The sequence below is a fragment of the Agrobacterium vitis genome (assembly GCF_014926405.1).
Lineage (GTDB): Bacteria > Pseudomonadota > Alphaproteobacteria > Rhizobiales > Rhizobiaceae > Allorhizobium > Allorhizobium vitis_H.
The window spans coordinates 1,880,883-1,906,020 of sequence record NZ_JACXXJ020000005.1 but is presented as its reverse complement, the minus strand read 5'-3'; the positions used below and the strand labels follow the sequence as shown (position 1 = coordinate 1,906,020).

The following is a 25,138-nucleotide window of genomic DNA, read 5'->3' as shown; positions in this document are numbered from 1 at the left end:
GCAGGGCCGCCGTTTCCGTTTTGCCAATGGCTCAGGCTGTAGCGTATTTCTGCATTTCCGAGAAACATTGAATGCCCTAGAGCATCGGACCGAAAATAGGAATCGGAACGATGCTCTAGGTTTTTGTTTACGCATCGGATTCATCCGAAAACCGGTTCCCACTTTTCGGTCCGATGCTTTAGCTGATAAAATGGGTAATCAGTGGCGCATCTGCGCTTTCCGTCTCAGCTGGGCTAAAATGGTTCAGGGGTTTGGACTTGAAGACATCCAAGGTGGCCGGGCGGCCGATGTAGAATCCCTGCACATGATCAATGTCGAACTGCCGCATCAACTCCAGCTGTTCCTCGGTCTCGATGCCCTCGACAAGAATGCGGTGGCCACGATTGCGGACCAGCGCGATGATGTCGCGCAGCATGGAGCGTCCCTTCGGCGTATCGCTGTCCTGAAGGAAGGACCGATCGATTTTCACCGTGTCGAAATTGAAGAGCCGCAGCCAGGACAGGCCAGCGAAACCAGTACCGAAATCATCCAGCCAGATGCGGATGCCCATATTTTCAAGGTCCTTGATGCAGCGCAGGATGTCGGATTGACGATCCATATTGATGCCTTCGGTAATCTCGAAGGCGACATGCTGCCCATCGACGCCGGTATCGATCAGGATTTCAGCGACGGCGGCGGCAAAGCCGCGGGTTTTCAACTGAATAGGAGAGACATTGATACTAACGACCGGCGCGTGGCCGGGAACGAGGATTTCGGTGCAGGCCTGGCGTAGCGTCCACAGGCCGAGATCAAGGATGGACCCCGTGCGCTCGGCAATCGGAATGAACACCGAGGGTGTGACAGGCGTCCCATCTAGCAGTTTCAGCCGCATCAAGGCTTCCGCAGCGTCGATCTTGCCGGTCGTGAGGTTGAGGATCGGCTGATAGACGAGGGAAACAAGGTTATTGGCCACAGCCACCCGCAACAAAGCGGCAATGTGCTCGCTATCGTCGCTGCTTTGCGGGTCGTTCGGGTCGAACAACCGCGCGCAATTACGACCATTGGCCTTTGCCGAATAGAGCGCCCGGTCGGCCTCGGTAATGATCTTTTCCAGCCGTGGACCGAAATGAGGGCGTGTAAAGGCCGCGCCGACGCTGACCGTGACGACGTTGATGCCATCCTTGCGCTGATCGTGGACCAGCGACATTTTTTCCACGGTAATGCGAATCATCTCAGCCAGCAGCCCAACATCGTCACGGCTGGCGGCTGGAGCCAGAACGATAAATTCCTCGCCGCCATAACGGCCAATGGAGGCATTGAAGGGCAGGAGGGCTGTCTTCAGAGCATTGGCGACCAGGACCAGACAATGGTCGCCAGCTTGATGCCCGTAATAGTCGTTGTATTTCTTGAAAAAATCGACGTCGACCAGAATTGCGGCAAAGCCGGTTCCTGAACTTTGCCATTCAGCCCAATTGTCCCGCAATCGCTGATCGATGGCACGCCGGTTTTCAACGCCGGTCAGATAGTCTGTGTTGGAAAGGCGCAGCAGCGCTTTGCCGCGTTCGATCGCTTCCCGATGCTGCTTGCGTGCCTCCAGCGCGTTGAGGAAAACATTATGTCGCTCCCTGTTCAGCCGTAGATTGACGTAGCTGGTGAAAATGAAACAGGAGACAAAAAACGTCCCAAAAGCAATAACATAGGAGGTTTCTTCCGCGAAATTGGTTGTAAGGCTCCAGAAAAACAGCAGGAGAACCACAGCCGATGTCGCGATGGAAAGCAGAAAGTCCAGGCCAAAGAAAAGGTTGGCGCTCATCATGAAAATAGTCCCAAAAACCATGTAGTAACGCAGGTTCTCAGACAATTCAGTCATTGAGGCCACATACAGCCAGACTCCATAGCCGATAATAAGGGCAATGGAGCACGTCAGGTCTATCCACGCGGCCCTGACCTTCAGCCAAATCTGCGTTTCCAGAGAGACAATGGCGAGCACGCCGATGAGCAGCCGGATTTTCATTTCTGTTACGGCAACATCCGGAACGAGTAGGAAATCGGTTATGGAGAATAGGATATAGACAATGCTGGCTGCCCAAAGTCCAAATCTGGCTTTATGGATCCTATCCTGCTCAGTCTCTTCCCGGTAGAGCTTCGCCATTTCTGCGGTTCGCCTTCTATCGGAAACCCCGCTCCTAGTCACGGTATTCGGATCGGGCAGGGTATTCTTCATGCTGAATTCCATCGATAGATCGTCCTCAGAGGGAATCCAAGCCCTACCTTCCAATGTTTCATTGGAGCGCCCGTTGTCATGCCGTCTTTTCGGTAAAGTCAGAGCCCTAATTTACAGCATTTATAGAGTATTAACACTCGCTTTTTTACCTGCGTCGATGCAGTGCATGCTTTACCGGCCTGATACAATAGGGGATTTTAGTCGTTAACCTTAATTCAAGAAGACCTTGGCATCCAGTCGCGGAATCAACAATCAGGCTTTATAGTTACAAAGTCATTAACACTCTTGTTTCAATCTTAAGGGTAGCCCCATGCAGCAAATTGAAATTACGCTCGATGGAGAGAGTTTGGTTACGCCGGAGACCATTGCAACTGCGGTTTTTTCTTCGAAAATTAACGATGGAAGAAACAGCGATCTCAAGACTGCTGAGGCAGAACTTGCGATTTTTTTGAATATTGCCCAGCAGAAAGTACAAAAAAAGGCGCCGGTAGAGGAAGTTTTGGCGCTCGTTATTTCTAATCTCCATAAGATTCGTTCAAAATATACGCCGGAGATCTGGAGAAGCCTTATTCCACTTGCGCAGAATCATCCCGTTAGTAATTTTTTTCACGAAGACCCCTTTACACATTGGTCATTCGTCAAACCACGTGGATATTCCGGCGATGCACATCTTCTCGATTTCATCTATGGACATGAAAGTGTAGCGGAAGAAGTTGCTGGCGCGTCTGAACTTGGCCGCATGCTTTACAGTCACACCAGAGAGTCCGGGGCTCCGGTAGCGGTGCGGGAACGGCGCGATATCGTCGCCCGCCATGTGGATGAAATTGCCTCTTCACGCGGTCCGGATGCGGAAATCATGACCGTTGCTGCAGGCCATCTGCGGGAAGGGGCCCGTTCCGTTGCCCTTAAGGAAGGCCGGATCAAACGCTGGGTTGCCCTGGATCAGGATCCGCTTAGCATTGGCTCGATCCGGCAGGATTTCGAGGGGACATGTGTTGAAGCTGTCGATGGTTCGGTTCGCAGCCTGCTGACCAATTCTCATCAGCTTGGTACATTCGATTTCATCTATGCTTCCGGCCTTTACGATTACCTCAACGACAAGGTGGCGGTAAAGCTGACGAAGAAATGCCTATCCATGCTGAAGCCGAATGGCGTTTTCATGTTTGCCAATTTCTCGGACGATTTTGACACCGACGGCTATATGGAAACCTTCATGAATTGGGCGCTGCTGCTGCGTAGCGAGCAGGACATGTGGCGCGTTATTCATGCAAGCACACCTGAAGGCGATATCGATGCTCAGGTCCGTTTCGGTGCTAATCGCAATATTGTCTACGGCTTTATCCGCAAGATCGGCTAGGCTTAACTATGAGTTTACTGTATAAGTCCGTGAATATATTATATTTGCGGCTTTATCCAGAATCTATGAGACATTTCACGAGCCTGCGCGTTGCATTTCAGGTGCGTGGCTCGTTAAAGAAAATCGATTTCATTTATTTTGCAGCCAGCATATCTCCCAAGTGACTGGTTGTGGTTCCCCAAACCCAGAATTCTTCTGAATTCTGGGTTTTGTTTTGCATGAAAACAATGATTCATGATGCTATAACCATAGATAAATTCAAGCTTTTTGCAGTTAATATCGTCACTTGGTTTTAATCACTTCTCCGCCATATGGAACAAAGGCTGTGCGCGAGCGTTTTTGATTTCAAACCGTGCTCAATACGCAAGCCGGAAGAGTTTTTTGCCTGGCTGCGCCTTTCGGAACCGCGTTTCTGCGTGGCTGGCTTTCGGCATGATAATCAGATGCTTCGAGCCCTACCAAGAAGGCGATGACTGTGGATCAAGAGCGCGAACTGGCAAGACTGACCAGCCTACGCAACCTGAAAATACTCGATACCCTGCCGAGCGAAAGCTTCGACCGGATCACGCGAATCGTATCGGAATTTTTCGGATTGCCGGTCGCGGCGGTGTCGCTGACAGATGTCGATCGCCAGTGGTTCAAGTCCAAAGTGGGAATTGATCATAACCAAATTCCACGGTTCAAGGCACCCTGCGCTGAAGTCGCGGAGACTTGTCGGCCGCTGATCGTCAACGATTTTCACAATGATGCCTTTTATGTCGATAGTCCCCTCGGTCAGGCTGGCGTGCGGTTCTACGCCGGTGTGCCGCTGATGACGACGGATGGCTATTCCCTGGGCGCGCTCTGCGTTCTTGATAATGAACCTCACACGGTCGGCGACAGGGAAATGGCTGTGTTGTCCGATATGGCGGCCATGGTCATGGCGCAGATAGAAATGCAGCATGCCGTTGGCCGTATTGAGGCCGCCAGCGGTCTGCCCAATCGCTTCCAATTGTTGAGCGACCTTGCTGACATTGGCAAGCACGGCGGGGGCAAGGAACGGTTGATCGGCGTTCTCGATCTTGCGCGCACCATGCAGTTCGACCGGTTGTCGCGTGTCATGGGTCCATCGCATCTGGATGGTGTCATCCGCTCCGTGGCGCAGTTCCTGCAGAGGGCGGTAGGTGATCATACCGCCTCCTATCACATTGGCGCGATGCAGTTTGCCTTGATCCCGCCGGAGGACGTCACATCCGAAAGCCTGCTTCCTATGCTGAAAAGCTTGCTGTCCGATGTCGGTGAGGTGGCCAATCTTCGTTTGACGATGACACCCTCGCTTGGGGTGACCTGGTTCAATCCGGGCGCAATGGAGCCGGAAAACGTGCTGCGGTCGCTGCAAAGTGCGGTTCAAGACGCGCGTGACAGCGAAACCGGCATTGCCTTTTTCTCCGACGATCATGACCTGCTGCATCGCCGTAACTTCCGCCTGTTGCAGGATTTTCCTGTCGCTCTGGCGTCGCAGGATCAATTGCATCTGGTTTTCCAGCCGAGGCTGTCTTTGAAGACCGGTCAGGCGGAATGCGCCGAAGCGTTGCTGCGCTGGAACCACCCTGAACTGGGGTCGATTTCACCATCCGAATTCGTGCCAGTTATCGAAGCCTCCGATCTGGTGCGCGCCATGAGCGCCTGGGTGATTGACAAGGCGCTGTCGCATCTGGCCGTTCTGCGAGGTCAAGGCATCGACATGCGATTGTCGATCAATATTTCGGCTCTCAATTTGAATGAGCCGGAATTTCTGGAACTACTGAAGGAAAAGCTGGCGAAATACGATGTTCTGCCGGGTCAGATTGAATTTGAACTGACGGAAACGGCGATGATGAGGGAGACCGAAAAGTCACTCGACCTTCTGCACGCGCTGAGCGCCCATGGTGTCCGGCTGGCGATCGACGACTTCGGCACAGGCTATAGCAGCCTGGCCTATATGCAGAAATTGCCTGCTGATGTTGTGAAAATCGACCGTTCTTTCGTCGCGGATATGGCAAAAGGCAATCGCGAGCGCGTCTTGGTGCGATCGATGATCAACCTTTCGCACAGTCTAGGCTATGAAGTGGTGGCGGAAGGCGTCGAAACGCCGGAAGCTGCCGATCTCCTGCAAGCGATGGGTTGCGATGAGATTCAGGGCTTCTGGCTGTCGCGTCCCATGGCGGCGGAAGTCCTGCCGGAATGGTTGCGTCATCGTCGTGAGGCTGCCGATCAGGCGGCTCGGGTCGCCTGATCAACTCTACCAAATCTCAAAAAATGCTGAGGTATCCTCCTTTTGAGGAGGCTGCCAAAGGCATACGAAGAGTAATCTTTATTACTCTTCGACGCCGCTTTCTGGCTCATAACGGGTCCAGCCCTGGCTGAGCAGATGTTCCTGCGGCAGGAAGCGGATTTTATATCCCATTTTACGGGAGCCGTTCACCCAATAGCCCAGATAGACATGGGGTAGGCCCATTTCGTTGGCACGGCGGATATGGTCGAGAACCATGAATGTGCCGAGAGACCGTTTTTCCATGGCCGGATTAAAGAAGGAATAGACCATCGACAATCCATCGCTGAGGATATCGGATAGCGCCACGGCCACCAGTTCGCCGGGGCGGTCGCTGTCCTCGTCCACTTTCGGCAGGCGATATTCGATCACCTTGGTTTTGACATGGCTGTCTTCCACCATGATTGCAAAATCGAGCGCCGACATGTCTGACATGCCGCCCTGCTGGTGGCGATGATCGAGATAGGTGCGAAACAGCGAGAATTGTTCGGTCGAAGGCTGGGCGGCAAAGACGCTGCTGGTGAGATCAGCATTGACGCCCGCCACACGCCGCATGGTCCGGTTCGGCTGGAATTCCCGGGCGACGATCCGCACGGAAATGCAGGCGCGGCAGGTTTCGCAGGCTGGACGGTAGGCGATATTCTGCGATCGGCGAAAGCCGCCCTGTGTCAGAAGATCGTTCATTTCCGGCGCGCGTGGTCCAACAAGATGCGTGAAGACCTTCCGCTCCATTTCCCCCGCCAAGTAAGGGCAGGGCGCGGGCGCTGTCAGATAAAACTGCGGAGACGTAGCAGCCTGCGTGTTCATGCTTTGTCTATGCGTCCTCTCAGGCACCCGGAAAAGCGCGCTTGCTTCGTTGGCCGGGAATGCACATTACACCAAGACATCGAAGGTGCTAACGCATCCTCACCTTGCAGGAATATCGAATATCTCAAATGCATCAAGCGCTTGAGATATTCGAAAGTGCAATGCCAAAAGTCACTTTCAATGATTCCCGGTATTGCCCATGACCTTCAAGTTCATGTCTAGCATGGCTCAAGATTTCAAAAGGTCAACTCTTTCATTTCACGATTTGGTTGCTCAACGTGAAATTGTAGTCATTTCTAACGCGACTAATAATTTTTAGCGGATGTCGACTTTCACTCAGCCAGCGCGAAGCGCAGCCGTACCGAGCAGCAAGTCATGGACCAATCGCGAGCGATCAGTAAACAGTCCTGCCAGCAGAATCAGGGGCGTCAACACGGAATTGAGGATCCAGAACAGTGCCAGATGGGCAATGGCCGTGACGAAATCAATCTTGGTGCCATCCAGGCGAATCATGGCAATTCCCATGGCTCGCATGCCAGGCGTCGCCTGAGTGCGACCGGCCAGCGACAGACCGAAATAAAGGCCAGCGACGATGAAAAACAGAATGGGATAAAGGAGCCAGCCGAGGCCAAGTGTGATGACGCCGAGGAAGAACACCACAACGGCGGCGGGAACCCACAGGAGCCCGACCATGACATAATCGATAATGAAGGCAAAGACCCGGCGCGATAGCACGCCGCTATAGGCGCGCCAGTCGGTGGGAGCCACGGTGGTCATATTCGGATCGAAGCTCATGATCGTCTCCTTGGTCGATGACGATGATATGGGAAGCCCCGCTCCGAAATACAATTGCCTGACATCTTTACAGTCTAGCCAGGAATCGCTGCTGGCGTGCTGCAAATGGCAGTGGCTAAAACTCAGCTTCTGGCGAGCCGCTTTGCCGCGTCCACGGCGAAATAACTGAGAATGCCATCACATCCGGCCCGTTTGAAGCAGAGCAGTGTTTCCATCATCACTCGCTCTTCATCAATCCAGCCATTCAGACCCGCAGCCTTGATCTGCGCATATTCGCCTGACACCTGATAGGAAAAGACCGGCAGGCTGAAGGCTTCCTTGAGGCGCCAGCAGATATCCAGATAGGGCAGGCCGGGCTTGACCATCAGCATATCCGCCCCTTCCTCAACATCCATGGCAGCGTCGCGCACTGCTTCTGTGCCATTGGCTGGGCTGATGTAATAGCTGTTCTTGTCGCCCTTCAGCAGGCCTGCGGTGGAAATCGCCTCGCGATAGGGTCCGTAATAGCCGGAGGAGAATTTCGTCGCATAGGACATGATGCCAACCGACTGATGACCAGCGGTGTCGAGCCCGCGGCGGATCGCGCCGATTCGCCCGTCCATCATTTCGGATGGCGCGATAATGTCGGAGCCGGCATCGGCTTGCAGGATGGCGGCCTTAACCACCTGATCGACCGTTTCGTCATTGAGGATATCATCGCCGCGCAAAATACCGTCATGCCCATGGCTGGTGAACGGGTCCAGCGCCACATCGGTAATCACGCCGATGTTGGAGACGGCTTTCTTGATGGCGGCTGTCGCCTGGTTGAGCAGGTTATTGGCTTCCAGGATATGGGAGCCCGTCTGGTCACGCAGGTTCATCTCTATATTCGGAAAGGTGGCAATGGCGGGAATGCCGAGATCGGCAGCTTCCTTCACCGCCTCGACGGCCTTGTCGACGCTCATCCTGTTGACCCCCGGCATGGCGGCGATCGGCTCGGCGATGCCGCTGCCGGGCACGAGAAATATCGGCCAGATCAGATCGTCCACCGTCAACCGGCTTTCCTGGACCATCCGGCGCGTCCAGTCCGCCTTGCGGTTGCGGCGCATGCGCCGGTGGCCGGTAATATCGTCGACGAGGTGGGTCTTGTTGGTCATCGCGGTCTCCAGTCTTCAGGCCTGCTCTCTTATGATGCCGTTTATCATGCACCGGGATGTTTGCCCACTGCGGCAACCTGACCGCCCCCACATCCACCCCCGGGCATAGCGATGCTCGGGTAAAACCGTCCGCGGATTGTTTGTCTCCCCATAAATTTCACCTGTCGCCGATACCGGTCCGGTCAATTATGCGATATCGTCGCAGGATGATTGATGATGTCGTCCATACGCCAAAACCCAGCCTGGTAGACCTGTTGTTCGTGCTCTTCCTGCGCGTTGTTGCGCTTGCCTGCCTTTGGCTGGGCTTACAGTTCTGGGGCCTGCTGGTGGGCTTTGCCGGTGACGGCCTTGGGCGGTTCGACCTGATGAATGTGCCTTGGCGCATTGCCAGCTGCGGGCTTGCCGTGATGCTGCCGGTGGCAGGGGTTGGGTTGTGGATGACGGTCTCCTGGGGGCCGGTCATCTGGGTGATTGCCGCCAGCGGCCAGATCCTGATGCATGCCGTATGGCCGGGCATTTTCGGACGCGATCCGCTGATCGTCGCATTCCATCTGATTGTCGCCGTCGTTTATATCGCTTTCCGCCTGGCAATCCTGCTGCAAAAGCGCCGGCGCGCCACGGCATAAGGAATGGTTTACCCTGATACAAGCAGGCTGAATGGTAAGCCTCTGTTAAGCCTGCGTTTTAAATAGAATTTTATCTGCATTCGATATTGTCACTCACAAGGCGGTTGGAAACCAACAAGGCCGCCACCCAAACAGTGAGGCAGACGATATGACCACGACAAAGATCAAACCGCAGGTGTCCGCTATCGATCACGAAGAGCAGACCATCCGTTCTCTCTATCTTGATTCCCTGCATCTGGTGGAGCGCCTGCACCGCCGCCTGCTCGACGTCATCAAGGACGAATTCGACCGTCAGGGCCGCAACGACGTCAATGCTGTTCAGGCTTTGCTGCTGTTCAACATCGGCAATTCCGAGCTGACGGCCGGTGAATTGCGGTCTCGCGGTTACTACCTCGGCTCCAACGTTTCCTATAACGTCAAGAAGCTGGTGGACCTCGGTTTCATCAATCATTCCCGCTCGCGTGTCGACCGTCGTTCGGTTCGTATTTCCCTGACCCCGGAAGGCCAGGACATCGCCGAAACTGTCGCCAAGCTCTATGAGCGTCACGTCGGCTCCATCCAGAAAGTCGGCGGCATCGGTCCTGACGAATTCAACCAGATGAACAGGTTGTTGCAGCGTCTCGATCGCTTCTGGAACGACACGATCGCCTATCGCATGTAGGCCAACCGGCTGCAATGTCTGGCTTTGCTGCCTTGATGGAAACCGGTAACGGTCATTCAATCCCGGCAGGTCGATATCGCCTCGCTTTGTTTTGATGCGCGCATGCTTATTCAACACAGTGTTGTGAGCGCGTCGGGCCTGACAAGCTTTGGCCATATTGATATGGGACCGCCAGACTGTGGAATAAGCTGGTTGTTCGACCCGCGCTGAAGCTTCGCCTTCGCCCGGGTTCAAAAGAAACTCTTTAGGGCAGAGGGCTTTTGGAACAAGCGATAGCGGCAAACGTTTCCCGCGATGAAAACAATGATTGCGGAACGCCTCCGGCTTTATTAAGCACAATGCCTTCATGGGACATGATCATCTCCCATGGGCTAAAGCGTTTCGGGATCGGTGGATCGGTAGGGAAATAGAAGACTATGGCGGACAAGATTAAACTGGTTTCGGTCTCTCGCAGAGCGTTGCTGAGAGGCGCGGCATTGGTGGGAGCATCCACGCTGGCCGGGACCGCCATGGCGCAATCTGCCGTCGACGAGCTGATCAATGCTCGCTCGCGAGGCAATTGGGACGACCAGTTCGATGCCCAAACGTCACGTGCGGTCGCCTCGGTGACATCAAATTCGCCGATGTTGAGCGCCACCAACCTGCCGAACCTGCAATTGGCCATTTCCGCCTATCAGCAAATCGTCGCCCAGGGCGGTTGGCCGCAAGTCAATCCCTCGGTGAAATTGAAACTCGGCTCTATTGATCCGGTTGTCCAGCAACTGCGCCAGCGCCTGATGATCTCAGGGGATCTTGGCCAGGAAGCGGGCATGTCCAATTCTTTTGATACCTATGTCGACGGTGCCGTGAAGCGTTTTCAGGCTCGTCACGGTCTACCCACAGATGGTGCGCTTGGCGAATATACGCTGAAAGCGATGAATATTTCTGCCGATGTGCGTCTCAACCAGCTCAATACCAATCTGGTGCGCCTGCAGGCAATGTCCGGTGATCTGGGCAGCAGGTATGTCATGGTCAACATTCCCTCGATGTCTATCGAGGCTGTCGAAAATGATCGCGTCGCATTGCGCACCAATGCAGTTGTTGGACGTATCGACCGCCCGACCCATTCCATCAATTCCAAGATCTATGAAGTCATCCTGAATCCCTACTGGACTGCGCCGCGCTCGATCGTCGAAAAGGACATCGTGCCGCTGATGCGCAAGGACCCCACCTATCTGACGCGCAACAATATCCGTCTCTTCGATGGCAAAGGCCAGGAAGTGGCCCCGGAGACTGTGGATTGGAATGCGCCAAAGGCACCGAACCTGATGTTCCGTCAGGACCCTGGCAAGATCAACGCCATGGCCTCGACGAAGATCAACTTTCACAATCCGAACAATGAATATTTGCACGATACGCCGCAGCAGGGCCTGTTCAACAAACTGATGCGCTTTGAATCCTCCGGCTGCATGCGCGTCCAGAACGTCCGTGATTTGATCACATGGTTGCTGAGGGATACGCCCGGCTGGAACCGTCAGGAAATCGAGCGGGTCATCTCCACGCGCCAGAACAATGTGATCAAGCTTTCGCAGGAAGTCCCCGTCTATATCGTTTACATCACGGCGTGGTCGGCCAAGGACAATGTCGTGCAGTTCCGTGATGATATCTACAAGCGTGATGGCGATGCCCAGTTGGCGCTGCAAACCAACATTGGCGTAGAGCAAAATCCGGGCCGGATTGAGGACGACAATTTGCCGCAGTAAGTCTTGGCACCAGGCATTTTTATCAAGGGCCGCGCTCAAGTTGCGCGGCCTTTTGTGTTTTTACGCGGACAGCAGTCCGGGTGATACAAGAACAAGCATCTTCTTCCGCGCATTGGTGCGCAAATGTCGCTCTGTTGTCTTGCTCTTGGGGCGCGAGGACGTTAAGACGCGCACGCATCAACGCTTTCAGGAGACTGCGATCATGGCCAATACCGATGCTTTCTTTTCCCGTCCGCTTGCCGAAACCGACCCGGATATTTTTGGTGCGATTGAAAAGGAGCTCGGTCGTCAACGCCATGAAATCGAGCTGATTGCGTCTGAAAACATCGTCTCGCGCGCCGTGCTGGAAGCGCAGGGCTCGATCATGACCAACAAATATGCCGAGGGTTATCCGGGCAAGCGCTATTACGGTGGCTGTCAGTTCGTGGATATTGCCGAGGAATTGGCGATCGAACGCGCCAAGAAGCTGTTTGGCGTCAATTTTGCCAATGTTCAGCCCAATTCCGGTTCGCAGATGAACCAGGCCGTGTTTCTGGCGCTGTTGCAGCCCGGCGATACTTTCATGGGTCTCGACCTGAATTCCGGGGGCCATCTGACCCACGGTTCGCCGGTCAACATGTCCGGCAAGTGGTTCAACGTCGTCTCCTATGGCGTGCGTCAGGACGATAATCTTCTGGATATGGATGCGGTGGCTGAATCGGCTCGCAAACACAAGCCCAAGCTGATCATCGCCGGTGGCACAGCCTATTCGCGGATCTGGGACTGGAAGCGCTTCCGCGAGATCGCCGACGAAGTCGGCGCCTATCTGATGGTTGATATGGCCCATATCGCCGGTCTGGTCGCTGGCAATCAGCATCCGTCCCCGTTCCCGCATTGCCACGTCGCCACCACCACGACCCACAAGTCGCTGCGTGGCCCGCGTGGCGGCATGATCCTCACCAATGACGAGGATCTGGCCAAGAAATTCAATTCGGCTGTCTTCCCTGGCCTCCAGGGCGGCCCGCTGATGCATGTGATTGCCGCCAAGGCGGTTGCCTTCGGTGAGGCCTTGCAGCCGGAATTCCAGGATTATGCCGCTCAGGTGGTCAAGAACGCCAAGGCCCTGTCCGAAACCCTGGTCAAGGGTGGCCTCGATATCGTCTCCGGCGGTACCGACAACCATTTGATGCTGGTCGACCTGCGCAAGAAGAACGCCACCGGCAAGCGCGCCGAGGCAGCCCTTGGCCGCGCCTATGTCACCTGCAACAAGAACGGCATTCCGTTCGATCCTGAAAAGCCCTTCGTTACTTCTGGTGTTCGCCTTGGCACGCCAGCTGGCACGACCCGTGGCTTCAAGGAGGCTGAATTCATCGAAATCGGTAATCTGATCGTTGAGGTTCTCGACGGTCTGAAGGTTGCCAATTCCGACGAGGGCAATAGCGCCGTCGAGGCAAGCGTGCGCGATAAGGTCGTTGGCCTGACGGGTCGTTTCCCGATGTATCCTTACCTGTAAGGCGGCCAGATGCGGTGCCCGTTTTGCGGTTCGGACGATACCCAGGTCAAGGATTCACGCCCGGCGGAGGACAATAGCGCCATCCGCCGGCGTCGGATCTGCCCGGATTGCGGTGGCCGCTTCACCACGTTCGAGCGCGTGCAACTGCGCGAGCTGACCGTGTTGAAAAAGACGGGTCGTAAGGCGCCTTTCGATCGCAACAAGCTGGTGCGGTCGTTCGAGATCGCCCTTCGCAAACGTCCCGTCGACCGGGACCGGATCGAAAGGGCGGTTTCCGGCATCGTGCGGCGTTTGGAAAGTTCCGGCGAGACGGAAATTTCCTCCGAGCAGATCGGCCTGCAGGTGTTGGAAGCGCTGAAAAGCCTCGATGACGTGGCTTTTGTGCGTTACGCCTCGGTCTATCGCGATTTTTCCCATGCCGAGGATTTCGAGCAGGTCATTTCTGAAATTACCGCCAAGATTTCCCAGGACCACGAACCGGGGTAAACATGGTGTGCGAACAGCCCGATGATCAGGGGTTTATGGCAGCGGCGATTAGGCTCGGTCGCAGTCATCTGGGGCAAACCCTGACCAACCCGTCGGTCGGCTGCGTGATCGTTGCCGATGGAATAATTGTCGGCTCCGCTGTCACAGCGATTGGCGGACGCCCGCATGCCGAGCGTCAGGCCCTTGCCGTGGCCGGCGAAAAGGCCCGCGGTGCTACGGCCTATGTGACGCTTGAACCCTGTTCCCATCATGGCAAGACCCCGCCTTGTGCTGACGCGCTGGTTGAGGCTGGCGTGGCACGGGTTGTGGTTGCTGTCACCGACCCGGACCCGCGCGTTTCAGGCCGTGGCCTTTCCATCCTGACGGATGCGGGGATCGAGGTGCTGACCGGCGTGCTGGAGCGTGAAGCGCGCTATGGCCTCGCTGCCTATCTGACCCGGCAGACGAAACAGCGCCCGCATGTGACCCTGAAACTGGCTCTGTCGCGGGATGGCATGATTGGCCGGGCGGGCGAGGGGCAGGTGGCGATCACCGGCCCACTTGCCCGTACCCAGGTCCAATTGCTGCGCGCCGAGAGTGATGCCATTCTGGTCGGGATCGGTACGGCAAAGGCTGATGATCCAGAACTGACGGTGCGGCTGGCTGGACAAACCCATCTGTCGCCGCTGCGCATCGTGCTCGACCGGCGGCTGGAACTGCCCATTGGTTCGAAACTGGTGCAAACGGCGGGGCACGTGCCGACGGTTTGCGCGTGTGGTGAGCCTTCCACCTTTACCTGCACGGAAAGTTTCGAGGCGAGCCGCACGGCATTGCAGGCTGCGGGCGTTGATGTCTGGCCGGTGGCCGATCTTGACGATCTGCTGCGCCAACTGGCTGTGCAGGGCATGTCTTCCCTGCTGGTGGAAGGGGGGGGCGCTGCGGCAAAGGCCTTCCTGAACGCGGGCTTGGTGGATCGCATCCATCTTTACCAGGGACCAGATGAAATCGGCGGTAGTGGACTTGCATCGCCGCTCACGCCTGCCAATATACCGGAGAATTTTCGTCATCTGCGCAGTGTAAACTTCGGCGCGGATCGTTTCGATGAATATGAGCAGGATTTCTGATGTTTACTGGCATTGTCACCGATATCGGCACCGTGGAAGACATCGTGCCTCTGAAGGAAGGCGTAAAGCTGCGCATCGTCACAGCCTATGATCCTGATATAATCGACATGGGCGCTTCCATCGCGCATTCCGGCACCTGCCTGACAGTCACCGGTCTGCCAGAGGCGGGCAGCAATGCGCGGTGGTTTGAAGTGGAAGTCTGGGAAGAAGCCCTGCGGTTGACCACCATCGGTAGCTGGCAAAAAGGCACGCGCATCAACCTGGAGCGCTCGTTGAAAATTGGCGATGAGCTGGGCGGGCATATCGTCTCCGGCCATGTCGATGGCAAGGCCGAGATCCTGGCGATCAAAGCCGAAGGCGATGCGACCCGTTTCACTCTGCGGGTGCCTGAGAACCTGGCCCGTTTCGTCGCCCCGAAGGGCTCGGTTGCGCTGGACGGAACCTCGCTGACGGTCAATGGTGTCGAGGGGTGCGACTTCGACATCCTGCTCATCCGCCACACGCTTGAGGTCACCACCTGGGGCGACCGGCAGGTCGGCGATTTCGTCAATTTCGAAGTCGATACCATGGCGCGCTATGCGGCAAGGCTCGCGGAATTTCCAAAGGCATAAAGACTTATGCGCTTTGTGAGAAAGGGCGGAAGGGCCGGGCAGCTCCTTCCGCACAGATCCATCAAGCCGAGGCGGTAAACACCGAGATGCTGCCGTCATCGACCGTGACCATGCCGACAATGGTGGTGACATCGACGCCCTGGCCATCGAGCTGACGCATCAGTTTCGGATTGGCAATAATAGCGGCCTGCAACTTGCGCGCATGGGCGGAATGTGGGTCCTGGGCATCCAGCGCCTGGCGCACTGGGTCGGATGTTTGAAGGCCACGCAGCGGCACGACTGTCAGTCGCTTGCCGACAACGGGTTGTACGGATTGGGGGGCTTGTACGGATTGGGGCCGACCATCTTCAGAGGCCATCTCAACGGCGGCCTGGGATACACCACCGAAAGAGATGGCGGCAACGGTGGAAGCACTGAATACATGTCCGATACGGTTCATCGGTAATCTCCTGATCCAAATTATCCCCCGGCTTATCTCGTCTTAAACGCTCGCCGGTGATGAATGATGTGCGTCGCAACAAAGGCGATTTCCAGCCCGCAAACTGCCTTGATGGGTTACAAATCCGTCATCTTGATTTTCATCAAATCGCCATGTTTAGCGCGGGCGAAAGTGTCGCCGTCCACCACTTGCCGCTACCGGTTTTCTGGTCGGGTTTTTCGCAAATTTACTGATATTTATCAGCGGGCTAACGAAGGGCGTCGTTTGTTAACGCTATATAATTGGTGTGCCATCCAATGACCGAAGAGTCAGTAAAATCTCTCCTATCAGCGCAAAACCGATACTTTGCGGGCTTGATCACAATAATGTGCGATATCGCGGGCGGTGGCGGGCCAAGGGAGCGGTGTTGCCAGGCTTTAGCGGCATTTCGGCGGGTTTTGCGGAAAAACACTTGCCATTCGGGGTAGGGCATGGTTTGACCCCGCATCCAATCATTGCCATTTTCTCCATCCGTTCCGGGGTGACCGCTTATGTCTGACCAGTATTCCGCACCGCACCTTCTTATTGTCGAGGCCCGATTCTACGACGACATGGCCGATGCGCTTCTGGACGGCGCCAAGGCGGTGCTGGATGAGGCTGGCGCCAGCTATGACATCGTCACCGTCATGGGCGCGCTTGAAGTTCCTGCCGCCATTTCGATGGCGCTCGACGGCGCCGACAATGGCGGCGTAGTCTATGATGGCTATGTGGCTCTCGGCATGGTTATCAGGGGTGAGACCTATCACTTCGATATCGTCGCCAACGAATCCTCCCGCGCCCTTATGGATCTTTCCGTGTCCGAATCGCTTGCCATCGGCAACGGCATCCTGACGGTAGAGAATGACGAACAGGCTTGGGCGCGCGTCAAGCGGACAGACAAGGACAAGGGTGGCTTTGCCGCTCGCGCCGCTCTGACAATGATTGCCTTGAAGCAGAAATTTGGTGGCTGAACCGATGACGACCGAAAATAACAAACCGCCGGTCAAGACCGCCAACCAGCGCGGTGCCGCCAGGCTTGCCGCCGTCCAGGCGCTTTACCAGATGGATATCGGCGGCACCGGCGTTCTCGAAGTCGTTGCTGAATACGAGACCCATCGTCTCGGCCAGGAAATCGACGGCGAAACCTATCTGAAGGCCGATGCATCCTGGTTCCGCTCCATCGTGGCCGGTGTGGTGCGCGACCAGACCAAGATCGATCCGCTGATCCGTCAGGCCTTGCAGGATGATTGGTCACTGGCCCGGGTCGATAGCACGGTGCGGGCCATTCTGCGCGCTGGCACATTCGAATTGCTGGAGCGCAAGGACGTACCCATTGCGGTGATCGTCACGGAATATGTCGAGATTGCCCACGCCTTTTTCCAGGAAGACGAGCCCAAGCTGGTCAATGCGGTGCTGGACCGGATTGCCAAGCAGGTCCGGGTTCCCGCAGTCAAGTAACAGCCCTTCGGGGGAGGGGCAGGGACATGGCAGTGGAAAGCAGCACTGGCCTTGAACATCAGTTGCGAGGTGCCAAGCGCACCGTTGCTATTCTGACCGCTGCCCAGGCGGTTCTTGGTTCTGTTGCCCCGCTGTCCTTTTCCCTGGGCGGGCTTGCCGGTTACCAAATGCTGGGCGCCGATAAATCGCTGGCGACAGCGCCACTCACCGGCTTCAACATTGGCGTGGCCCTTGGCGCTGTGGCCATTGCCATTGCGTCGCGCCTGTTTGGCCGCAAGGCCGCCTTCATCATCGGGGCAGGCTCGGCGGCGATTGGCGGACTGGTCGCCACGCTCGCGCTATTTAAGATCGATTTCTGGCTGTTTGCCTTCGGCCTGCTGCTGATTGGACTTTCCAGCGGCTTTACCCAGAAGATCCGTTTTGCCGCCGCCGACAGTTCGCCCAGCTATTTCAAGGGCGAGGCCATTTCCTGGATACTCGCAGGCGGCATTGTTTCGGCGATCCTTGGCCCGCAATTGGCGATCTGGCTGAAAGATCTGTTCGAGCCGGTGCTGTTCGCCGGTGCATTCCTGGCGCTGGCGCCGCTGATGCTGCTGGCCATCGCAATTCTCAGCTTCGTTCATCTTGGGCAACCATTAGGCCACCACGATGACAGCGCCAAGCCCGCTCGCTCGCTGCGCGAGATCGTGCTGACGCAACGGTTCATCACCGGGATGATCTGCGGCATCTGTACCTATGCGCTGATGACCTTTATGATGACCGGCGCGCCGCTCGCCATGGTGATCGGCTGCGGCTTTACCTCCGATCAGGCAACACTCGGCATTCAATGGCATGTCATCGCCATGTTTGCGCCAAGCTTTTTCACCGGACGGCTGATCCGCAGGTTTGGAGCTGAAAAAGTTGTTGCCGCCGGTCTGCTGATCCTGATGGGCTGCGCCGTCGTCGCGCATATGGGCGTCGAGCTGTGGAATTTCTGGGGCGCGCTGGTGTTGCTCGGCATCGGCTGGAATTTCGGTTTCATCGGCGCGACAGCCATTGTTGCCTCCTCCTATCGGCCGCAGGAAGCCGATAAGGTCCAGGGTTTCCATGACATCATCCTGTTCAGCACGGTTGCCCTTTCGTCTTTTTCCTCCGGCAAGGTGTTTACTGCCTATGGCTGGTCGGTGATGAACCTGGTGATCTGGCCAGTCACCGTGCTTTGCCTCGCGCTGATTGCTCTGCAATTGCTTGCCGAGCATCGCGCCAAGGCCTGACGGCTGCCGATAGCCCCCAACAAAGCCCTTCACGGCGGAACATTTCCCGACGGTTGTTGATTGCGTTCAGGCATGGCAGGGCGCTTTGAAATCCGGTTGCATACTCTTGACCTTTGCAGCGGGAGAAGCGCACTCTGCCTTACAGTTTGTTCAAGAATTGCCATTTGCAGACGGCCAGCGGCGATTATTAGATAGACTGTTAGAAACAGGCAACGTCCTTGGAGGAGAGGGCGGTGTCCAACAGGGAGGCGTTGGAATGGCAGTTCTGTTAGGCGTAATTCTATGTGGCTTGATTTCCGTGGCCTATGCGGTCTGGGCAACGCAGGCGGTTCTGGCCGCTGACCAGGGCACGCCGCGTATGCAGGAAATCGCAGGCTATATCCGCGAAGGGGCGCAGGCCTATCTGGCCCGGCAATATCTGACCATCGCTATCGTCGGCGCCGTGGTGTTTGCAGGCGTCTGGTACTTGCTGTCGGGAGAGGCTGCCATTGGCTTCCTGATCGGCGCGTTTCTCTCAGGGGCCGCTGGCTTTATCGGCATGCATGTGTCGGTGCGCGCCAATGTCCGCACCGCGCAGGCCTCGGCCCAGAGCCTGGCCGCAGGCCTCGACATTGCCTTCAAATCCGGGGCCATTACCGGCATGCTGGTGGCAGGTCTCGCTCTTCTCGGTGTCTCCGTTTATTATTGCGTTCTGACCTATGGTCTCGGTCATGCCAGCGGCTCGCGCGATGTGATCGATGCGCTGGTGGCACTCGGCTTCGGCGCTTCGCTGATCTCAATTTTTGCACGGCTTGGCGGCGGTATCTTCACCAAGGGCGCTGATGTCGGCGGCGATCTGGTTGGCAAGGTCGAGGCGGGCATTCCCGAGGACGATCCGCGCAACCCGGCGACCATTGCCGATAATGTCGGGGATAATGTCGGGGATTGCGCCGGCATGGCCGCCGACCTGTTTGAGACCTATGCGGTCTCCGTGGTCGCCACCATGGTGCTGGCGGCGATTTTCTTCGCAGGCAGCGCGATACTGGAAAGCGCCATGATCTATCCGCTGGCCATTTGCGGCACCTGCATCCTGACCTCGATTGCCGGTACGTTTTTCGTCAAGCTCGGCGTTAACGGCTCGATCATGGGCGCGCTCTACAAGGGCCTGATCGTTACCGGCCTGCTCTCCATTATCGGTCTGGCCGTGGCCACCCAGATCACCATCGGCTGGGGCGCGATTGGCAGCGTTGCGGGCCAAACGATTACCGGTGTCAACCTGTTCATCTGCGGCATTCTTGGTCTGGTCGTGACCGCGCTGATCGTTGTCATCACCGAATACTATACCGGAACCAACAAACGCCCGGTCAATTCCATCGCGCAGGCGTCAGTGACCGGCCACGGCACCAATGTCATCCAGGGGCTGGCGGTCTCCCTTGAGTCAACCGCGCTTCCGGCGCTGGTGATTATCGGCGGCATCATCTCCACTTATCAGCTAGCCGGTCTGTTTGGCACCGCCATCGCCGTCACAACCATGTTGGGGCTGGCGGGGATGATCGTCGCGCTCGATGCTTTTGGTCCCGTCACCGACAATGCTGGTGGTATCGCCGAAATGGCGCATCTGCCGCCGGAGGTGCGCAAGGTTACCGACGCGCTGGATGCAGTCGGCAATACCACCAAGGCCGTCACCAAGGGCTATGCCATCGGCTCAGCCGGGCTGGGCGCGCTGGTGCTGTTTGCCGCCTATTCCAACGACCTGCAATATTTCGCCGCCAATGGCGATCAATATCCCTATTTCGCTGGGATCGGCGATATTTCCTTCAGCCTCTCCAATCCTTATGTGGTGGCCGGGCTGATCTTCGGCGGTCTCATTCCCTATCTGTTTGGCGGTATCGCCATGACGGCGGTGGGCCGGGCCGCTGGCTCCATCGTTGAGGAAGTGCGTCGCCAGTTCCGTGACAAGCCCGGCATCATGCAGGGAACCGAAAAGCCGGATTATGGTCGGGCTGTGGATATCCTCACCAAGGCGGCAATCCGTGAGATGATCGTGCCGTCGTTATTGCCGGTGCTGGCGCCCATCGTCGTCTATTTCGGCGTGCTGCTGGTCTCCGGTTCCAAGGCCTCGGCCTTTGCGGCGCTGGGTGCCTCTTTGCTGGGCGTGATCGTCAACGGTCTGTTCGTGGCAATTTCCATGACATCGGGCGGTGGCGCTTGGGACAATGCCAAGAAGAGCTTTGAGGACGGTTTCGTAGACAAGGACGGCACAACGCATCTGAAAGGGTCAGACGCCCATAAGGCGTCCGTAACCGGTGATACGGTTGGTGATCCCTACAAGGATACGGCAGGCCCCGCTGTCAATCCGGCCATCAAGATCACCAATATCGTTGCCTTGTTGCTGCTGGCCATTCTTGCCGGTTGAGGGTGTCTGATCCAACATAGACATAGAAAAACCCGCGACCTTGAGGCCGCGGGTTTTTGTTTGATATCGAGGCTCTGCTTATTGGAAGCCGAGCATGTTCTTGACGCTGTTGGCAGCGCCGTTGCCGCCCGACAGAATCTGTTGCAGGAAGCTGAGGTCCTTGCCGCCGGTTGGCGTGGTGCGCGACACCATATCGAAGACCTTGCCGTCCTTCATGCTGTAGTTGGCGCGCTGTACGACCGTGCCGTTCTTGTCGAAGTAGATCGCCAGAACCTGCTGATCGACCAGCTGCTGCTTCATGAAGGCCACGGGGCGCTTGCGGGTCTGGGAGATATAATAGAATACCTCGCCATCGAAGGTCGCCGTGGTCGACGGCGTGCCGAGCGATAGCAGGACCTGTTCGCGGCTGGCACCGACCGGCACCAGATCGAGCGCTTTCGGGTCCACAATATAGCCGTTATGGAAAACTTCGCCGGTCGTGCAGCCGGTCAAGCCGCCGGTTGCGATCAGCAAAGTCATCGCGGCCAGGCCGATTGCCCTGGCGTCGGGCCGGAAATACCGTCTCTTCAATGATGCATCTCCCATCATGCTCTCTTCTGCCCGCCTGCAGGCCAGGTTCGTTCTTGCGCCAGCCATTTCTTGCGCCAGTCGCTTCTTGTGCTTATCCGCTTGCGTCTTGCCCATATCATTGTGGCCTTTCCGGGGAAACCGAAAAGACGGAGCAACGATATGTTTCAAGCTCCAACCCGCTTTGCCCGATGCGATTGCCATCGGCGGGGCCGGTCCGGTAAAACGGCATTGCAATTCATGACTGCTTCGGTAAACCAGCTTTAGCCATCATGCAACATCGGTCGGGCCGTCGGGCCTCTTTCTCCAGGGATCGGACGAATAGCCGGCAACACGTAAAATAGGCGCTGCGATGATTTTTACCCTGTTCAAGACCCGCCGGAACAACCGCCAGATTATCGACCGCCAATATGCCGTGCTGATGGAAGCCGCCCGTGTACCGCTGTTTTACGAGGCGCTCGATGTGCCGGATACCGTGATGGGCCGCTTTGAAATGCTGTCGCTGGTGCTGATTCTCTATCTGCGCCGCACGGCGAAATCTGAGCGCAGCGGCCAGGAAGTGGCGCAGGAAATCATCGACGCGTTTTTTCAGGATGTCGATCATTCCATCCGGGAATTGGGGGTTGGCGACCAGACCGTGCCCAAACGGATGAAAAAATTGGCGGGAATGTTCTATGGCCGCCTTGAAACCTACAGCAAGGCACTCGATTTGAAGGATGAAAGTGCGCTTGCCGCCGGCTTTCGGCGCAATATCCATCCTGACGTGCCGGAAGCCGCTCGTCCGGCCATGACGGATTTGGCCCATTGGGCCATCACAGCAGAAACATATCTTTTACAAACGACGGAAGAGGCCGTGATCACCGGATCGCTGGCATTTCCTCTTCCACAGCAGCAGGTTCATCGATGAAATCGCAAGGCCAGACCCCGGCAAACACGCCTTTTTCCTATCACGTCAAGGTCGGACATGTCTCCGCCAATGCCGTGCGGGTGCGCCTTGAGGCCGATGACGCCGAGCGTCAAGGCCTGACGCAATTGTGGAAAGTGCTGGCTGTCCGTTCTCTGAAGGCTGAACTTCAGATCAGCCGTTGGAAGCGCGACGGTGTGCGCATCAAGGGCGTGGTGGAAGGCGAGATCGAGCAGGCCTGCGTCGTGACGCTTGAGCCTGTGCTGACGCAGATTAGCGAACAGGTGGAGCAGGTCTTCGTGCCTGAGGGTTCCAAGCTTGCCCGCATCGTGCTGGACGGGCAGGGCGAAATGGTGTTGGACCCGGACGGACCGGACGCGCCCGAACCCTTTGTCGGTGACACGATTGATGCAGGCGCGCTGGTCGCCGAGTTTGCCGCCATGGCAATCGATCCCTATCCGCGCAAGCCGGGCGTTGAATTTTCAGGCCATAACGAGGATACAGGCGCGCAGATTATTCGCCCATCGCCCTTTGCCGCCCTTAAAGACTGGAAAAAGGACTAGATTGACAGTCGGGCCTTGACGATGAACCACAAATAAGTTGTACGCCAGACCAAAACCGGTATTTTGGCCGAAAATTTCACCTGGGGGTGAAAAAGAAGGGATTAAGACGCGTGGTCAAAATTTCTCTCGACGTCATGGGGGGCGATTTCGGTCCCGAAGTCGTTATTCCGGGCGCCGCCCGGGCGCTGGAGCGCCATCCGGAGATTACATTCATCCTGTTTGGCCAGCGGGAAAAGTGCGAGCCTTTTCTTGCCAAATATCCAAAATTGAAAGCAAAATCCGTCTTCCACGATTGCGAAGTGGCAATCGCCATGGACGAAAAGCCAAGCCAGGCGCTACGGCGTGGTCGCTATGTCTCCAGCATGTGGCGCTCGATTGAGGCCGTCAAAACAGGCGAGGCGGATGTTGTCGTGTCTGCCGGTAATACCGGCGCACTGATGGCGATGTCCAAGTTCTGCCTGCGCACCATGGCCAATGTGGAGCGCCCGGCGATTGCCGGGATCTGGCCGACCCTGAAGGGGGAAAGCATTGTGCTTGATATCGGCGCCACCATTGGTGCCGATGCGCAACAACTGCTGGATTTCGCCGTCATGGGCGGCGCTATGGCCCGGGCTTTATTCCAGATTGATCGCCCTTCGATTGGCTTGTTGAATGTCGGCGTCGAGGAAATCAAGGGTCAGGAAGAAGTGCGCGAAGCGGGCCGCATGTTGCGTGAGGCAGGTCTGGACACCCTAAACTATGCCGGTTTCGTCGAGGGAGACGATCTCGGCAAGGGCACGGTCGATGTCGTCGTCACGGAAGGCTTCACTGGCAATATCGCCTTGAAGGCTGCCGAAGGCACGGCGCGCCAGATTGCAACCTATCTGAGGGCAGCCATGTCGCGCAGCCTGATGTCGAAGATCGGCTATTTCTTCGCCAAGGGGGCCTTTGATGCGCTCAAGGACAAGATGGACCCGCGCAAGGTGAATGGCGGCGTCTTTCTCGGTCTGAACGGCATTGTCATCAAGAGCCATGGCGGTACGGACGCGGAAGGTTTCGGTTCAGCCATCGAGGTTGGCTATGACATGGCGCGCAATGGTTTGACCCAGAAAATTGAAAATGATTTGAAACTTTATCACACTCGCTTTCCATCGACGTCCAGGGCTGGTTCCTCCAGCGCCGGGCCGGAAGCAGCGTGAAGGACAGGATAAATATAAAATGATTCGTTCAGTTGTTCGCGGTGTTGGCTCGGCTTTGCCCAAGCGGCTATTGAGTAACCGCGAAATGGAGACGCTTGTCGACACGTCGGACGACTGGATCGTTCAACGCACCGGCATCCGGCAGCGCTATATTGCCGGCGAGGGGGAGACCACCGCTTCGCTTGGCGCTGAGGCTGCCTTGAAGGCGCTTGAGGCCGCCGGTCTCGCGCCTGCCGATATCGATATGATCATCTGCGCCACATCGACGCCCGACAATACCTTTCCGTCGGCTGCTGTGAATATCCAGAACCGGCTTGGCATGACCCATGGGTTTGCCTTTGACGTTCAGGCCGTCTGCACCGGGTTCGTCTATGCGATGACGACGGCGGATGCCTATATTCGCGGCGGACTTGCTAAGCGAGTGCTGGTGATCGGTGCCGAGACCTTTTCGCGTATTCTCGACTGGCAGGACCGTACCACCTGTGTGCTGTTCGGCGACGGCGCTGGCGCCCTGGTGTTGGAAGCGGTCGAAGGGCAGGGAACCATTGCCGATCGCGGTGTGCTGACGGCGCATCTGCGCTCGGACGGTTCGCACAAGGACAAGCTTTATGTGGATGGCGGGCCATCCACGACAGGCACCGTCGGCCATTTGCGCATGGAAGGCCGTGAAGTCTTCAAGCACGCGGTCGGCATGATCGCCGATGTGATCGAGCAGTCCTTTGCGGCGTCGGGCCTGACAGCCGAGGATGTTGATTGGCTTGTGCCGCATCAGGCCAATCGCCGCATTATCGACGGTGCGGCGAAAAAACTGGATATTCCCCTAGAAAAAGTTGTGATCACCGTCGATCAGCACGGCAATACATCTGCCGCCTCGATTCCACTGGCGATTTCGGTTGCGGTCGCCGATGGCCGGATCAAGCAAGGCGACCTGGTGCTGTTGGAAGCCATGGGCGGCGGATTTACCTGGGGCGCGCTGCTGCTACGCTGGTAGTTGCCGCAAAAACAAGTTGTTAACGGTGCTTGACCGATTGCGTTCATATCAATAGTCTCTGAG

The 25,138-nt window shown here is 56.7% G+C and carries 23 protein-coding genes; 17 read left to right on the top strand and 6 right to left on the bottom strand.

Annotated features, from left to right (window positions below):
• Positions 1 to 178: 178 nt before the first annotated feature.
• Entirely contained in the window at positions 179 to 2,203 is a 2,025-nt protein-coding gene (locus IEI95_RS20180) for a bifunctional diguanylate cyclase/phosphodiesterase (RefSeq protein WP_194416934.1), read from the bottom strand.
• A 310-nt stretch (positions 2,204 to 2,513) separates the two neighbouring features.
• Here IEI95_RS20180 and IEI95_RS20175 point away from each other — a divergent pair, with 310 nt between their 5' ends.
• The gene (locus tag IEI95_RS20175) at positions 2,514 to 3,560 is read left to right on the top strand and encodes a class I SAM-dependent methyltransferase (RefSeq protein WP_156534186.1); all 1,047 of its coding nucleotides are present in this window, start codon (positions 2,514 to 2,516) and stop codon (positions 3,558 to 3,560) included.
• A gap of 469 nt (positions 3,561 to 4,029) precedes the next feature.
• On the top strand, positions 4,030 to 5,814 hold the full coding sequence (locus IEI95_RS20170) for a sensor domain-containing phosphodiesterase (protein ID WP_194416933.1): 1,785 nt from the start codon (positions 4,030 to 4,032) through the stop codon (positions 5,812 to 5,814).
• An 81-nt stretch (positions 5,815 to 5,895) separates the two neighbouring features.
• Here IEI95_RS20170 and IEI95_RS20165 read toward each other — a convergent pair whose 3' ends face one another.
• The 3 genes from IEI95_RS20165 to hemB all read right to left on the bottom strand — a co-directional run bounded on the left by IEI95_RS20165 (position 5,896) and on the right by hemB (position 8,588).
• Positions 5,896 to 6,657, bottom strand: a complete 762-nt coding sequence (locus IEI95_RS20165) for an arginyltransferase (RefSeq protein WP_015915572.1) — start codon at positions 6,655 to 6,657, stop codon at positions 5,896 to 5,898.
• Between the two features lie 336 nt (positions 6,658 to 6,993).
• The gene (locus tag IEI95_RS20160) at positions 6,994 to 7,452 is read right to left on the bottom strand and encodes an RDD family protein (protein ID WP_156534182.1); all 459 of its coding nucleotides are present in this window, start codon (positions 7,450 to 7,452) and stop codon (positions 6,994 to 6,996) included.
• 122 nt (positions 7,453 to 7,574) lie between these two features.
• Positions 7,575 to 8,588 (bottom strand): porphobilinogen synthase, encoded by a 1,014-nt coding sequence (gene hemB, locus IEI95_RS20155; protein WP_156534181.1) that lies wholly within the window; start codon positions 8,586 to 8,588, stop codon positions 7,575 to 7,577.
• A 206-nt stretch (positions 8,589 to 8,794) separates the two neighbouring features.
• On the opposite strand from hemB, the gene IEI95_RS20150 reads away from it, so the two are divergent.
• From IEI95_RS20150 to IEI95_RS20120, 7 genes are all read left to right on the top strand, one after another.
• On the top strand, positions 8,795 to 9,214 hold the full coding sequence (locus IEI95_RS20150; RefSeq protein WP_060715811.1) for a DUF6163 family protein: 420 nt from the start codon (positions 8,795 to 8,797) through the stop codon (positions 9,212 to 9,214).
• 148 nt (positions 9,215 to 9,362) lie between these two features.
• On the top strand, positions 9,363 to 9,875 hold the full coding sequence (ldtR, locus tag IEI95_RS20145; protein WP_015915576.1) for a transcriptional regulator LdtR: 513 nt from the start codon (positions 9,363 to 9,365) through the stop codon (positions 9,873 to 9,875).
• A gap of 416 nt (positions 9,876 to 10,291) precedes the next feature.
• Positions 10,292 to 11,617: a L,D-transpeptidase family protein gene (locus IEI95_RS20140; protein ID WP_156534177.1), complete on the top strand. Its 1,326-nt coding sequence runs from the start codon at positions 10,292 to 10,294 to the stop codon at positions 11,615 to 11,617.
• A gap of 202 nt (positions 11,618 to 11,819) precedes the next feature.
• On the top strand, positions 11,820 to 13,109 hold the full coding sequence (gene glyA, locus IEI95_RS20135) for a serine hydroxymethyltransferase (protein ID WP_060715809.1): 1,290 nt from the start codon (positions 11,820 to 11,822) through the stop codon (positions 13,107 to 13,109).
• Between the two features lie 9 nt (positions 13,110 to 13,118).
• Complete coding sequence (nrdR, locus tag IEI95_RS20130; RefSeq protein WP_015915579.1) at positions 13,119 to 13,595, top strand: transcriptional regulator NrdR; 477 nt, start codon at positions 13,119 to 13,121, stop codon at positions 13,593 to 13,595.
• 2 nt (positions 13,596 to 13,597) lie between these two features.
• Positions 13,598 to 14,698 carry a bifunctional diaminohydroxyphosphoribosylaminopyrimidine deaminase/5-amino-6-(5-phosphoribosylamino)uracil reductase RibD gene (gene ribD / locus IEI95_RS20125; RefSeq protein ID WP_194416932.1) on the top strand — a complete coding sequence of 367 codons (1,101 nt, stop codon included), beginning with the start codon at positions 13,598 to 13,600 and terminating at the stop codon, positions 14,696 to 14,698.
• Positions 14,698 to 15,309: a riboflavin synthase gene (locus tag IEI95_RS20120; protein ID WP_156534173.1), complete on the top strand. Its 612-nt coding sequence runs from the start codon at positions 14,698 to 14,700 to the stop codon at positions 15,307 to 15,309. Before ribD ends, IEI95_RS20120 begins: the two co-directional genes overlap by 1 nt.
• A 61-nt stretch (positions 15,310 to 15,370) precedes the next feature.
• Here the strand turns inward: IEI95_RS20120 and IEI95_RS20115 are convergent, their stop codons facing one another.
• Positions 15,371 to 15,748, bottom strand: coding sequence for a hypothetical protein (locus tag IEI95_RS20115; protein WP_156534171.1), 378 nt, complete (start codon positions 15,746 to 15,748; stop codon positions 15,371 to 15,373).
• Positions 15,749 to 16,278: 530 nt separating this feature from the next.
• Here IEI95_RS20115 and ribH point away from each other — a divergent pair.
• From ribH to IEI95_RS20095, 4 genes are all read left to right on the top strand, one after another.
• Positions 16,279 to 16,737 (top strand): 6,7-dimethyl-8-ribityllumazine synthase, encoded by a 459-nt coding sequence (gene ribH, locus IEI95_RS20110; RefSeq protein WP_015915583.1) that lies wholly within the window; start codon positions 16,279 to 16,281, stop codon positions 16,735 to 16,737.
• A gap of 4 nt (positions 16,738 to 16,741) precedes the next feature.
• Complete coding sequence (gene nusB, locus IEI95_RS20105; RefSeq protein WP_015915584.1) at positions 16,742 to 17,224, top strand: transcription antitermination factor NusB; 483 nt, start codon at positions 16,742 to 16,744, stop codon at positions 17,222 to 17,224.
• 26 nt (positions 17,225 to 17,250) lie between these two features.
• Positions 17,251 to 18,477, top strand: a complete 1,227-nt coding sequence (locus tag IEI95_RS20100; RefSeq protein ID WP_156534169.1) for an MFS transporter — start codon at positions 17,251 to 17,253, stop codon at positions 18,475 to 18,477.
• A 256-nt stretch (positions 18,478 to 18,733) separates the two neighbouring features.
• Positions 18,734 to 20,872, top strand: a complete 2,139-nt coding sequence (locus IEI95_RS20095) for a sodium-translocating pyrophosphatase (RefSeq protein ID WP_156534166.1) — start codon at positions 18,734 to 18,736, stop codon at positions 20,870 to 20,872.
• 78 nt (positions 20,873 to 20,950) lie between these two features.
• Here IEI95_RS20095 and IEI95_RS20090 read toward each other — a convergent pair whose 3' ends face one another.
• Positions 20,951 to 21,457 carry an outer membrane protein assembly factor BamE gene (locus IEI95_RS20090; protein ID WP_041697810.1) on the bottom strand — a complete coding sequence of 169 codons (507 nt, stop codon included), beginning with the start codon at positions 21,455 to 21,457 and terminating at the stop codon, positions 20,951 to 20,953.
• Between the two features lie 334 nt (positions 21,458 to 21,791).
• Between IEI95_RS20090 and IEI95_RS20085 the strand changes: the two genes are divergently transcribed.
• From IEI95_RS20085 to IEI95_RS20070, 4 genes are all read left to right on the top strand, one after another.
• Positions 21,792 to 22,346 (top strand): ubiquinol-cytochrome C chaperone family protein, encoded by a 555-nt coding sequence (locus IEI95_RS20085; protein ID WP_194416931.1) that lies wholly within the window; start codon positions 21,792 to 21,794, stop codon positions 22,344 to 22,346.
• On the top strand, positions 22,343 to 22,906 hold the full coding sequence (locus IEI95_RS20080) for a DUF177 domain-containing protein (RefSeq protein WP_156534162.1): 564 nt from the start codon (positions 22,343 to 22,345) through the stop codon (positions 22,904 to 22,906). Before IEI95_RS20085 ends, IEI95_RS20080 begins: the two co-directional genes overlap by 4 nt.
• A gap of 110 nt (positions 22,907 to 23,016) precedes the next feature.
• On the top strand, positions 23,017 to 24,084 hold the full coding sequence (gene plsX / locus IEI95_RS20075; protein WP_041696419.1) for a phosphate acyltransferase PlsX: 1,068 nt from the start codon (positions 23,017 to 23,019) through the stop codon (positions 24,082 to 24,084).
• A 19-nt stretch (positions 24,085 to 24,103) separates the two neighbouring features.
• Positions 24,104 to 25,075 (top strand): beta-ketoacyl-ACP synthase III, encoded by a 972-nt coding sequence (locus IEI95_RS20070; protein ID WP_156534158.1) that lies wholly within the window; start codon positions 24,104 to 24,106, stop codon positions 25,073 to 25,075.
• Positions 25,076 to 25,138 lie beyond the last annotated feature (63 nt).

Excerpts from the sequence above, each read along its gene's own strand:
- IEI95_RS20175 (WP_156534186.1), top strand. The coding sequence starts at position 2,514 with ATGCAGCAAATTGAAATTACGCTCGATGGAGAGAGTTTGGTTACGCCG.
- IEI95_RS20100 (WP_156534169.1), top strand. The coding sequence starts at position 17,251 with ATGGCAGTGGAAAGCAGCACTGGCCTTGAACATCAGTTGCGAGGTGCC.
- IEI95_RS20150 (WP_060715811.1), top strand. The coding sequence starts at position 8,795 with ATGATTGATGATGTCGTCCATACGCCAAAACCCAGCCTGGTAGACCTG.
- nusB (WP_015915584.1), top strand. The coding sequence starts at position 16,742 with ATGACGACCGAAAATAACAAACCGCCGGTCAAGACCGCCAACCAGCGC.
- IEI95_RS20090 (WP_041697810.1), bottom strand. The coding sequence starts at position 21,457 with ATGGGAGATGCATCATTGAAGAGACGGTATTTCCGGCCCGACGCCAGG.
- IEI95_RS20070 (WP_156534158.1), top strand. The coding sequence starts at position 24,104 with ATGATTCGTTCAGTTGTTCGCGGTGTTGGCTCGGCTTTGCCCAAGCGG.
- IEI95_RS20085 (WP_194416931.1), top strand. The coding sequence starts at position 21,792 with ATGATTTTTACCCTGTTCAAGACCCGCCGGAACAACCGCCAGATTATC.
- nrdR (WP_015915579.1), top strand. The coding sequence starts at position 13,119 with ATGCGGTGCCCGTTTTGCGGTTCGGACGATACCCAGGTCAAGGATTCA.
- glyA (WP_060715809.1), top strand. The coding sequence starts at position 11,820 with ATGGCCAATACCGATGCTTTCTTTTCCCGTCCGCTTGCCGAAACCGAC.
- IEI95_RS20095 (WP_156534166.1), top strand. The coding sequence starts at position 18,734 with ATGGCAGTTCTGTTAGGCGTAATTCTATGTGGCTTGATTTCCGTGGCC.
- ribH (WP_015915583.1), top strand. The coding sequence starts at position 16,279 with ATGTCTGACCAGTATTCCGCACCGCACCTTCTTATTGTCGAGGCCCGA.
- IEI95_RS20115 (WP_156534171.1), bottom strand. The coding sequence starts at position 15,748 with ATGAACCGTATCGGACATGTATTCAGTGCTTCCACCGTTGCCGCCATC.
- IEI95_RS20080 (WP_156534162.1), top strand. The coding sequence starts at position 22,343 with ATGAAATCGCAAGGCCAGACCCCGGCAAACACGCCTTTTTCCTATCAC.
- IEI95_RS20180 (WP_194416934.1), bottom strand. The coding sequence starts at position 2,203 with ATGAAGAATACCCTGCCCGATCCGAATACCGTGACTAGGAGCGGGGTT.
- IEI95_RS20165 (WP_015915572.1), bottom strand. The coding sequence starts at position 6,657 with ATGAACACGCAGGCTGCTACGTCTCCGCAGTTTTATCTGACAGCGCCC.
- IEI95_RS20160 (WP_156534182.1), bottom strand. The coding sequence starts at position 7,452 with ATGAGCTTCGATCCGAATATGACCACCGTGGCTCCCACCGACTGGCGC.
- IEI95_RS20120 (WP_156534173.1), top strand. The coding sequence starts at position 14,698 with ATGTTTACTGGCATTGTCACCGATATCGGCACCGTGGAAGACATCGTG.
- IEI95_RS20140 (WP_156534177.1), top strand. The coding sequence starts at position 10,292 with ATGGCGGACAAGATTAAACTGGTTTCGGTCTCTCGCAGAGCGTTGCTG.
- IEI95_RS20170 (WP_194416933.1), top strand. The coding sequence starts at position 4,030 with ATGACTGTGGATCAAGAGCGCGAACTGGCAAGACTGACCAGCCTACGC.
- ldtR (WP_015915576.1), top strand. The coding sequence starts at position 9,363 with ATGACCACGACAAAGATCAAACCGCAGGTGTCCGCTATCGATCACGAA.
- ribD (WP_194416932.1), top strand. The coding sequence starts at position 13,598 with ATGGTGTGCGAACAGCCCGATGATCAGGGGTTTATGGCAGCGGCGATT.
- hemB (WP_156534181.1), bottom strand. The coding sequence starts at position 8,588 with ATGACCAACAAGACCCACCTCGTCGACGATATTACCGGCCACCGGCGC.